Annotated in this window: 7 protein-coding genes; 2 read left to right on the top strand and 5 right to left on the bottom strand. The window is 69.0% G+C overall.

The window, feature by feature from the left end; all coding sequences use genetic code 11:
- A partial coding sequence (locus ABD056_RS07445; RefSeq protein ID WP_343865893.1) for an Hpt domain-containing protein occupies window positions 1-462 on the top strand: 462 nt, incomplete at its 5' end.
- 1 nt (window position 463) lies between these two features.
- On the opposite strand, the gene ABD056_RS07440 is transcribed toward ABD056_RS07445, so the two are convergent.
- Window positions 464-1,600 carry a YcjF family protein gene (locus tag ABD056_RS07440; RefSeq protein ID WP_343865891.1) on the bottom strand — a complete coding sequence of 379 codons (1,137 nt, stop codon included), beginning with the start codon at window positions 1,598-1,600 and terminating at the stop codon, window positions 464-466.
- A gap of 169 nt (window positions 1,601-1,769) precedes the next feature.
- Window positions 1,770-5,171 (bottom strand): UvrD-helicase domain-containing protein, encoded by a 3,402-nt coding sequence (locus ABD056_RS07435; RefSeq protein WP_343865889.1) that lies wholly within the window; start codon window positions 5,169-5,171, stop codon window positions 1,770-1,772.
- 134 nt (window positions 5,172-5,305) lie between these two features.
- Here ABD056_RS07435 and ABD056_RS07430 point away from each other — a divergent pair, with 134 nt between their 5' ends.
- Window positions 5,306-6,553 (top strand): cytochrome P450, encoded by a 1,248-nt coding sequence (locus ABD056_RS07430; protein WP_343865887.1) that lies wholly within the window; start codon window positions 5,306-5,308, stop codon window positions 6,551-6,553.
- A 31-nt stretch (window positions 6,554-6,584) separates the two neighbouring features.
- Here ABD056_RS07430 and ABD056_RS07425 read toward each other — a convergent pair whose 3' ends face one another.
- The 3 genes from ABD056_RS07425 to eda form a co-directional block, all read right to left on the bottom strand.
- Window positions 6,585-8,111 (bottom strand): FAD-dependent oxidoreductase, encoded by a 1,527-nt coding sequence (locus ABD056_RS07425; RefSeq protein ID WP_343865886.1) that lies wholly within the window; start codon window positions 8,109-8,111, stop codon window positions 6,585-6,587.
- A gap of 70 nt (window positions 8,112-8,181) precedes the next feature.
- Window positions 8,182-9,276 (bottom strand): CobW family GTP-binding protein, encoded by a 1,095-nt coding sequence (locus ABD056_RS07420; RefSeq protein ID WP_343865884.1) that lies wholly within the window; start codon window positions 9,274-9,276, stop codon window positions 8,182-8,184.
- Between the two features lie 69 nt (window positions 9,277-9,345).
- Window positions 9,346-9,969, bottom strand: coding sequence for a bifunctional 4-hydroxy-2-oxoglutarate aldolase/2-dehydro-3-deoxy-phosphogluconate aldolase (gene eda / locus ABD056_RS07415; protein ID WP_343865882.1), 624 nt, complete (start codon window positions 9,967-9,969; stop codon window positions 9,346-9,348).
- Window positions 9,970-9,974 lie beyond the last annotated feature (5 nt).

Raw genomic sequence — 9,974 nt, 5'->3', positions numbered from 1 at the left:
GCCCTGGCCGCCGCCGCCGCGGTGGAGGGCGCCGACCGCAGCCCGGCTCCGCTGCTGCCGCCGCCGGCCCTTGCCGCCGCGGCGGCCCTGGCTGACGAGGCGCCACCGCTGCTCGCCCCGGCCTATCTGGACGAACTGGCGGGCGCCTTGCCGGCGGCCGACGTGGCGCGGCTGGTGGCGATGGCCGACGACTCCTTACGCGGCAACGCCGCCCGCGTGGGCGAGGCCTGGCGCGACGACGACCCGGCGGCGGCCGCGGCGGCGGCCCATCGCCTGGCCGGAGTGGCCGGCAGCTACGGCCTGCCGGCCCTGCGGGCGGTGGCGAAAGCCCTGGAAACCGCCGCCCGCGCCGAAGACCGCGCCACCGTCGCCACCCTGCTCACCGGCCTCGACACCCTGACCGAAGACAGCATCCGGGCCCTGGACGGCTGGTGTGCGGGGCAGATGGGACCTCCTGGTTGAGTTAGGCGGGTTGAGGCGCCTCTTTTTCGACCTTGTTGGTTTTGAAGAAGGTGGGGAAGAGGTCCGCAACCTCCTGAAGGGTCGGCAATCGGTGGTGACTGCTCTGAAAGTGAGTAAGGAAGGCGATATAAGTAAGACCTAACGACGTCGTTAGGCCGCCAGCGATGGTTGCGCTAATCAACCCTCCGAAGATGCTGCCGGCACCCGGGATGAGCTTTATCAAGCCGCCAGCTGCCCAGCGTCCCACCATGCTAAGCCCGAGCCCGCCTAAGATGCCGGTAATGAGTGGAGTAAAGGCTGCGTTATCGCTCTCAATGTCGTAGACCCGAGAGATCGCAACTACCATTCCGATCTGTATGGGTACGATAGCTAAGGCGTCGGAAAACGGAATTGGACTTACCGCTACACCAGCAGCAGATGCCGCTGCACCATAGACAATTTTTTCTGCCGCCTCAGATTTCAGCTTCAAGTTGACGCGCTGCGCCGCGCGGAAGGCGTTGCGGGCGGCAGAGGGAAGGATATCATTTGTCCTCTGTACAAGAATATCAATGCCGCAAATGGGAAAGGCTGGATTGGGGGACACAGATGAAACGGGTACTATCCCCTCAACTGAACACCCTTCTTCCAGCATAATTGTCCGGACATTGTCCTGAAAAGTAGGGTTCATGCCGTGTTTTGTTAATGCGACGATGACTGGTATTTCGTGAGAGTTGAGCATTTTGATGACGTCGATCTCGGCCTGCTGAACCCGTGCGCTAGGCTCATCAATACACATCCAGGCAACATGTATTTGCTCGTTGATGTCGCCCTGAGAGCGTGCCTTTTCGACCTCAGCCTGTACCAGGGCTAGAGTGCGAGCGAAGTCTTTCGCTTCCAGACCTTTAGTGTCCAAAATCCGCAGAGTGCCGTTCTTTGCCTTGTACCAAGTTGCATCCTGGGTGATCGGCTTTCCCATGCCAGCTTTGGCAACATCTTCGCCGAACACCGTGTTGATCAGGGTGCTTTTTCCCACTCCGGTGCGGCCGACAACCACTATGTTTACATGCTGTAAATTCTTGTGAAGATCATCAGCTTTCGCCTGAATGAGGCGCAGAATTTTTTCCGGGTCAAAGGTGATATGGCTATCCAAACTGGTCATGTGGTGGTCCCTCCCTGCGGCCTGCATCAAGGCGAGTTGGCGCACAGCTGCGGAGAGCAGGTAAATATGCGCTCCTGCCGCGGCTGCTAACAGAAGGGGATACTACTTAAGATTCTGCGAGGCAAGATTCTCAGTTGTTCGCATAGGTTCCCGGTAGCCACGGTGACCGCTATCCCGCTTCCACGAACCCCGCCAGCACCTTCTTCAGCCCGGCCTTGTCGAACTGCACCGCCAGCTTGTCGTCCTCGATGGCGGTGATGGTGCCGTAGCCGAACTTCTGGTGGAACACCCGGTCGCCGACGCCGAAGCTGCCGCTCGCCTCGCGTTCCTTCACGTTCCACGACAGGCCGTCGCCGGGGATGACCTTGCTCGACTTGCGGCGGCCGGCCCAGCCGTCGTCCCAGCTGGAGCCCCAGGCGCCGCCGCTTTCGGCGAAGCCGGCGCCGTAGAGGCCGCTTTCGCTCTGCCTCTCCACGCACTCCGGCGGCAGTTCGTCGATGAAGCGGCTGGGCACCGTGTTGACCCACTGGTTGTAGATGCGGCGGGAGGCGGCGAAGCTGATGTAGACCCGCTGGCGCGCCCGCGTCAGGCCGACGTAGGCCAGCCGCCGTTCCTCCTCCAGCGCCGCCTGGCCGTTCTCCTCCAGCGACCGCTTGCTGGGGAAGATCTCCTCCTCCCAACCGGGCAGGAACACCACGTCGAACTCCAGCCCCTTGGCGGCGTGCAGGGTCATGAGGGTGATGCCGGGGTCGTCGGCGGTCTTGGCCTCGTTCTCCATCACCAGGCTGATGTGTTCCAGGAACTGCAGCAGCGTCTCGTATTCCGCCACCGCGCCGTAAAGCTCCTCCAGGTTTTCCAGCCGGCCGGGGGCCTCGGGCGACTTGTCGCGGCGCCACATCTCGGCATAGCCGCTTTCCTCCACCACCGTGCGCACCAGTTCCGGCAGGTCCATGTGGCCGATCAGCGCCTTCCACCGCTCCATGCCGTCGATGAAATCGCGCAGGGCGGCGCGCGCCTTGGGCTTCAGCTCGTCGGTCTGGACCAGTTCGGCGGCCGTCGGGTAGAGCGCCTTCCCCAGCGCGCGGGCGGAGACGTGCAGCATCTGGATGGTGGCTTCGCCCAGCCCGCGCTTGGGCTTGTTGACCACCCGCTCGAACGCCAGGTCGTCGTCGGGCGACACCAGCAGGCGCAGGTAGGCCAGCGCGTCGCGGATCTCCATGCGCTCGTAGAAGCGCGGGCCGCCGATGACGCGGTAGGGGATGCCGGTGGTGATCAGCCGTTCCTCGAACTCGCGGGTCTGGAAGCCCGCCCGCACCAGGATGGCCATGGCGCCGAGCTTGCTGCCGGCCCGCTGCAGCGCCTCCACTTCCTCCACCAGCCAGCGCGCCTCGTCGTCCTGCGACCACACGCCGCGCACATGCACCTTGGCCCCGTCCTCCGCCGCCCCGGGCGCCCGCAACTCCTTGCCGAGCCGCCCCTGGTTGTGGCGGATGAGGTGCGAAGCCGCCCGCAGGATGGTGGGAGTGGAGCGATAGTTGCGCTCCAGACGAACGATGCGGGCGCCGGGGAAATCCTGGTCGAACTTGAGAATGTTGCCGACCTCGGCCCCGCGCCAGCTGTAGATGCTGTTGTGGGTGACGATCCCCTCTGCCACGAAGTTGTGGGTGCGGGCGACATCCAGGTCATGCACCGTGGTCCGCAGAGAAATCCGCTCGACAGTCTTCACCACGTCATAGCTGCCGTCGGCCGTCGCCATGACCATGCCGGGCCGGACCGAGGCGGCGGGGATCATCGGCAGGCTGTTGCTGGCTTCCCCATCCTCGTTCCGTCCCAGGCGGGCCATGGTGATGATGTTGGCGTCTTCAAAGCAGCCGGCGAGGCGCCGCGCCTGATCCATCACCACGCCCAGGTCGGCATTGGCCGTCTCTACCCGCCAACTGGCCGACCCGGCGCGCGCGGTCCGAACCGAGAAGCCGGCTGCCGCCACGCGCTCGCGCCCTTCGGCATCGTTTCCGACGATGGAAATGCGATGCAGGGGGCTGGCCCCACGGCGATCGCCGCACAGGGTGACCACGATGTTGCGCCGTTTGGAGTTGCGCGACCGGGCCCGATGGTGCGGGTAGTCCGCCGACAGGCCCAGATCCGCCAGAAGCCGCATGGCCGCAGCCTCGGTGTCGAAGGTCTTGAACAGGGAGTCGAGGGCTCCCTGGTCGTGCACGAGGCCGTTGATGCTGCCGCCCCTGCGTGCCACGAAGGGAAGCGTCGGGATGGCGTAGCGTAGCGACAGGATGTACTCGTTCAGCCGGGCTTCACCCTCTCGGTCGTGGGTGCCAATGATCCACAGGGCATCTCCGTGTTCCTGCAGCAGGCGCTGGCGGAAGCCGACCACGGCCTTAGCCTGGCTGCGGGTGTAGACTTGCGACGTCCCCAGGCGGAAGCCCATCCCGCGGCGGAACATGAGGTAGGTGAAGAAGGTCTGCGGGGTGGACCCCAAGCGGTAGCCGGCAAAGTGCATATGCTCGGGTGTGGACACCAGTTCGCGGCCGCCGGTCGTGATGATCCGCACGCCTTCACCTTGCCAGTGCTTGCGATGGACCCGCAGGACCTCGCTCGCCCGGTAATCGCCGCTGCCATAGCACGACAGCACCGCGTCGCCGGCCGCCACATCCTCGATCGGACGGAGCGTTCCGTCAGCCATGGTGACGCGGGTGCCGGCGACGAAACACTGATCATCGTCCCCCACGCAGCAGATGTTCTTGTGCTTCCGCGCCAGCAGCCGCAGCCACAGGTACTGCGCCACGTTGGTGTCCTGGTATTCGTCCACCAGGATGTAGCGGAAGCGGTCCTGGTACTCGGCCAGGATTTCCGGGTGCGACTGGAACAGGCCGACGCACAGCAGCAGCAGGTCGCCGAAGTCGCAGGCGTTCAGTTCGCGCAGGCGGGCCTGGTAGTCGGTGTAAAGCTGCACCGTCTTCTGACCACCGCCGGCGCGGGCCTCGTCGGCGGGCACCGTTTCGGGCGTGAGGGCGCGGTCCTTCCAGCGCTGGATGATGCCCATCACCATCTGGGCCGGGAACTTCTTGGTGTCGAAGGCAGCCGCTTCCATCAGCTGCTTCAGCAGCCGCATCTGGTCGTCGGTGTCGAGGATGGTGAAGCCGGACTTCAGGCCCACCGCCTCGGCATGGCGGCGCAGGATGCGGACGCAAAGGGCGTGGAAGGTGCCCAGCCACACGCTGTCGGCCATGGGACCGATCATCGCCCCCAGGCGGTCGCGCATCTCGCGGGCGGCGCGGTTGGTGAAGGTCACCGCCAGGCACTGCCACGGCTGCGCCAGCCGCAGGCCGAGGATGTGGGCCAGGCGGGTCGTCAGCACCCGCGTCTTGCCCGTGCCGGCGCCCGACAGCACCAGCACCGGGCCTTCGGTGGTGGTCACCGCCTCGCGCTGCTCCGGGTTCAGGCCGGCCAGCCACGGCGGTTCGCCCCCGGCAAAGGCGGCGGCGGCATCGGGGGCGGAGGACGGACCCGGCGGCGGCAGGGGCTCGTCGTCGAGGGAGAAGGGATCGGAAGTCATGGCGGCGACTATAGACGGAGAACGAAAGAGGCTCACGGAGAAATATGACTCCCGTTCGCACCGGTAGCGGGAAACCGTTCGCGGCAACGGGCCGTTGCCTGGGGCAACCCGTCCCCCGCCCGAAGGAGACTGTCATGGCGGCGATCCCGCGCGAACCCGGTCTGGACCACACCCTTGCCCTGCTGTCCGAGGGCTATCTGTTCATCCCCAACCGCGTCCGCCGCTTCCAGTCCGACATCTTCGAGACGCGGCTGATGTTCAGTCCGGTCGTCTGCCTGCACGGGGCGGAGGCGGCGGGCGAGTTCTATGCCCCCGACCGCTTCACCCGCCAGGGCGCCATGCCGCCCACCATCCTGCGCCTGCTGCAGGGGCAGGGCAGCGTGCAGAGCCTGGACGGCCTCGCCCACCGCTGGCGCAAGCGCATGTTCCTGGACATCGTGCGGCCGGAGGCGGTGGAGCGGCTGGTGGAGGCCTTCGAGGCCGAATGGCACGCCCGCGTGCCGCGCTGGGAAGGGCAGGACCAGGTGGTGCTGTTCCCCGAGGTGGAAGACCTGCTCACCCGCGCCGTCTGCCGCTGGGCCGGCTGCCCGCTGACGGAGGACGAGGCGCCGCAGCGAGCGGAGGAATTCTCCGCCATGATCAGCGGTGCCGGCGCCATCGGGCCGCGCTTCGTCCACGGCCTGCGACTGCGCCGCCGCACCGAACGCTGGGCCGCCGACCTGATCGAGGGCACCCGCGAGGAACGGGTGATGCCGCCGCCCGACAGCGCCCTGGCCATCATCGCCCGCCATCGCGGCGAGGACGACCGCCTGCTGGATACCCGGGTGGCGGTGCTGGAGCTGCTGAACATCCTGCGGCCGACGGTGGCGGTGGGGCGGTTCATCGTCTTCGCCGCCCTGGCCCTGCACGACCACCCCCACAGCCGCGACCTCGCCGCCTCGGGCGACGACGCCGACCTGGAGTGCTTCGCGCAGGAGGTGCGGCGGTTCTATCCCTTCTTCCCCTTCGTCGGCGGCCGGGTGTTGCAGCCCTTCGAGTGGCGCGGCCACCAGTTCAAGGAAAAGGACTGGGTGATCCTCGACCTCTACGGCACCAACCACGATCCGCGCCTGTGGGAGGAGCCGGAGAGCTTCCGGCCGGAGCGGTTCCGCGACTGGTCCGGTGACCCCAACACCTTCATCCCCCAGGGCGCCGGCGACCATGCCAGCGGCCACCGCTGCCCCGGCGAGCGCACCACCATCGAGCTGATGAAGCGGGCGAGCGCCCTGCTCGCCACCCTGGACTACGAGGTGCCGGCGCAGAACCTGTGCGTCGACCTCGCCCACCTGCCGGCTGAGCCGGAAAGCCGCTACATCATCACCCGCGTGCGGCGGCGCGGCTGAGGCGCCGGCCCCCGCCCGCCCCGCCGGCCCGTCAGGCGTCGCCGTCCGGCGGCAGCGGCGCCAGCGGCTGGCGGGCGGGGCCGTGCAGGATGTCGCCGTCGACGGTGAAGCGGGAGCCGTGGCAGGGGCAGTCCCAGGTGCGGTCCACCGGGTTCCAACCGACGATGCAGCCCATGTGCGGGCAGACGGCGGACACCAGATGCAGCTGCCCGCCGGCATCGCGGTGGGCGGCGACGCGGTGGCCGTCCAGGCTCAGCACCCGGCCGTCGCCGGCGGCCAGGGCATCAAGGTCGCTGCCGCGGCGGCTGAGGTAGCCCGACACCAGTTCCACCCCGGTCTTCAGGTTCTCCGTCACCACCTTGGGGCCGGCGGCCAGCGGCTTGATGCGGCGGGCGTCGAATACCGGCGCCCAGGCGGAGTCGCGGCCGGTGATCAGGTCGGTCAGCAGCATGGCGGCGGCGGTGCCGTTGGTGATGCCCCAGGCGCGGAAGCCGGTCGCCACCAGCACCGCATCGGCGGCGGCGGACGAGCGGCCGATGTAGGGCAGGTCGTCGGCCGGGGTGTAATCCTCGTTGGTCCAGCGCCAGGCAATGCGGTCGATGCCGAAGGACCGCCTTAGATAGTCTTCCAGCGCCGCGAAGGCCTCGCCCTGGGCCGCCGTGTCGCCGGGCTCGTAGGAGCCGCCGACCGCCACCAGATGCAGCCCGTCGGGGCCGCGATGGGTGCGCAGCGAGTGGGTGGGCTGGTCGATGGTGATGACCATGGCACCGCCGGCCACCGGCGCGTCCACCGGCGCCGCCACCACCGGATGCATGGTGGGGAAGGCCTCGGCGAACAGGCCGCCGGTGAGGCCGAGCGGCAGGTGCGTCGCCATCACCACATGGCGGGCGCGGACGGTGCCGTGGGGCGTCACCACATGGTCGGCATGGACGTCGGTGGCGCGGGTGTCCTCCAGCACATGGCTGCCGTCGCCGGGCAGGGTGGCGGCGAGGCCGGCGACGTAGGCGTGGGGGTGGAACTGCGCCTGATCGGTGAACCGCACCGCTGCCGCCACCGGATAGGGCAGGCCGGCATCGCGGGTGAGGCTGGCGGGCAGGCCGAGACGCTGCGCCGCCGCCACCTCGCGCTCGATGCTCTCCACCTGGTCGGCGGCGCGGGTGTAGCAGAGGGCGTCGGCGGGCTCGTGGTCGCAGCGCAGGCCGTGGTCCGCCACCAGGGCGGCGATGCGGGCCATGGCGGCGGCATTGGCCTCGGCGTAGATGCGGGCGGCGTGCTCGCCGTGGCGGCGGATGAGGCGGTCGTAGATCAGGCTGTGCTGGGTGGTGATCTTGGCGGTGGACTTGCCGGTGACCTCGCGCCCCACCCGCCGCGCCTCGATGACGGCGACGGTCAGGCCGGCGTCCTTCAGCAGGCGGGCGGTGGTGATGCCGACGATGCCGCCGCCCACCACCGCCACATCCACCGTCAGGTCGCCGCTCAGGCGGGGGAAGGCGGGGGCGGTGGTAGCGGCGGCGGCGGTCCAGTAGGCGACGGGGTCTGCTGCTGCTGCGCCGGTCATGTCGCTTGCCTCCACGCGGGTGCCGTCTGCCGAGGCAAACGCCGGGCGGCAGGCCGCGTTGCCGGCGGCGTCAGGCGGCGGTGTCGGGGTGGCGCAGCAGGCTGAGGGAGGCGCGCAGGTCGGCCTCGCTGAGGTCGCGGACGATGAAGACGATGCGCGAGCGCCGATCCTCCCCCGGCCAGCGCCGCAGCATGATGGGCGGGTGGAAGATGTGCTGCACGCCGTGGATGACCATGGGCCCCGACAGCCCGACGATGTTGAGCAGCCCCTTGATGCGCAGCAGGTCGCGGCCGCGCAGGCGCATGATGGTTTCCAGCCAGCGGTCCAGGCTGTCGCCGTCGATGGGCTGGTCCACCGTCAGGCAGACGGCGCGGATGCGGTCGTCGTGGCGGTTGACGTCGTGGTGGTGGTGGTGCCCGTGGTGATGGTCATGCCCATGGTCATGGTGGTGATCGTGGTCGAAGGCCTCGGCGCGCAGCCAGCCCTGCACGTCCAGGCTCTTGCGCTCCGGCTGGTAGAGGCCGAGGGCGAGCACCTCCGCCGGCGCCACCTCGCCCTGGCGGACCACGAGGCGCGGGGTGGAGGGGTTGAGGGCGTGCAGCCGCGCCGCCAGGGCCTCCAGGTCGCGGTCGGTGGCAAGGTCGACCTTGGTGATGAGCAGGCGGTCGGCCATGGCGGCCTGCTTCACCGCTTCCTCGTGCTGGTTCAGGGTGTCGTGGCCGTTGAAGGCGTCCACCGTCGTCACCACGCCGTCGACGCGGTAGCGCTCCGCCAGCAGCGGCGTCGTCACCAGGGTCTGCAGGATGGGGGCAGGATCGGCAAGGCCGGTGGTCTCGATGATGACGCGGTCGAAGGCCGGCATCTCCCCGCGCTCCCGCCGCACCGCCAGCATGCGCAGGGTCTCCACCAGATCGCTGCGCACCGTGCAGCACAGGCAGCCGCTGTTGAGCAGCACCATGCCATCGTCGTCGGCGGCCTCGCTGCGCTCGATCAGGTCGTGGTCGAGGCCGATGGCGCCGAACTCGTTGATGACCACCACCGTGCGCGCCAGTTCCGGCTGGCGTACCAGATGGTTGAGCACCGTGGTCTTGCCGCTGCCGAGGAAGCCGGTCAGCACCGTCACCGGCAGGCGGTCGTGATCCGGCGGGCCGATCCAGGGGCGCATGACGGGTCCTCGGGCAGTGACAGGGATTTTGTTATACTATAACAAACGGCCCGAGGGTAGGGGGTGCCGCTACAGCGCCCGGGCGGCGGCGGCCAGCGCCTCGATCCGCGGCCAGTCGCCGGCTGCCAGGGCGTCGCGGGGGGCGAGCCAGGTGCCGCCGATGGCGACCACGTTGGGCAGGCTCAGGTAGCTGGCGGCGGTGTCGGGACGGATGCCGCCGGTGGGGCAGAAGCGGGCCTGCGGGAACGGCCCGCCCAGCGCCGCCACCGTCGCCGGCCCGCCAATGGCGGCGGCGGGGAAGGCCTTGAAGCAGGTCAGGCCGGCCTCCAGCCCGCGCATCACTTCGCTGGCGGTGGCGACGCCGGGCAGGAACGGCAGCCCGGCCTCGGCGGTGGCGGCGTAAAGCGCATCGGTGGCGCCGGGGGAGACGATGAACCGCGCCCCGGCCTCGCGGGCGGTGGCGAGGTCGGCGGCGGTGAGCACGGTGCCGGCGCCGACCACCGCCTCGGGCACCTCGGCGGCGATGCGGCGGATGGCCTCGGGGGCGGCGGCGGTGCGCAGGGTGATCTCCAGCACCGGCAGCCCGCCGGCCACCAGGGCGCGGGCCAGCGGCACCGCCTGGGCGGCCTCGTCGATCACCAGCACGGGCACCACGCGGGCGCGGCTCAGCAGGGCGGCGATGGTGTCGGACATGGGCA

The organism is Caenispirillum bisanense (assembly GCF_039523075.1).
In the GTDB taxonomy this organism is placed as follows: Bacteria; Pseudomonadota; Alphaproteobacteria; order Rhodospirillales; family Rhodospirillaceae; genus Caenispirillum; species Caenispirillum bisanense.
This window is presented reverse-complemented; position numbering and strand designations above follow the sequence as displayed.

Coding starts and splice junctions, on each gene's coding strand:
- ABD056_RS07440 (WP_343865891.1), bottom strand. CDS start 1,600: ATGACCAGTTTGGATAGCCATATCACCTTTGACCCGGAAAAAATTCTG.
- ABD056_RS07435 (WP_343865889.1), bottom strand. CDS start 5,171: ATGACTTCCGATCCCTTCTCCCTCGACGACGAGCCCCTGCCGCCGCCG.
- ABD056_RS07430 (WP_343865887.1), top strand. CDS start 5,306: ATGGCGGCGATCCCGCGCGAACCCGGTCTGGACCACACCCTTGCCCTG.
- ABD056_RS07425 (WP_343865886.1), bottom strand. CDS start 8,111: ATGACCGGCGCAGCAGCAGCAGACCCCGTCGCCTACTGGACCGCCGCC.
- ABD056_RS07420 (WP_343865884.1), bottom strand. CDS start 9,276: ATGCGCCCCTGGATCGGCCCGCCGGATCACGACCGCCTGCCGGTGACG.
- eda (WP_343865882.1), bottom strand. CDS start 9,969: ATGTCCGACACCATCGCCGCCCTGCTGAGCCGCGCCCGCGTGGTGCCC.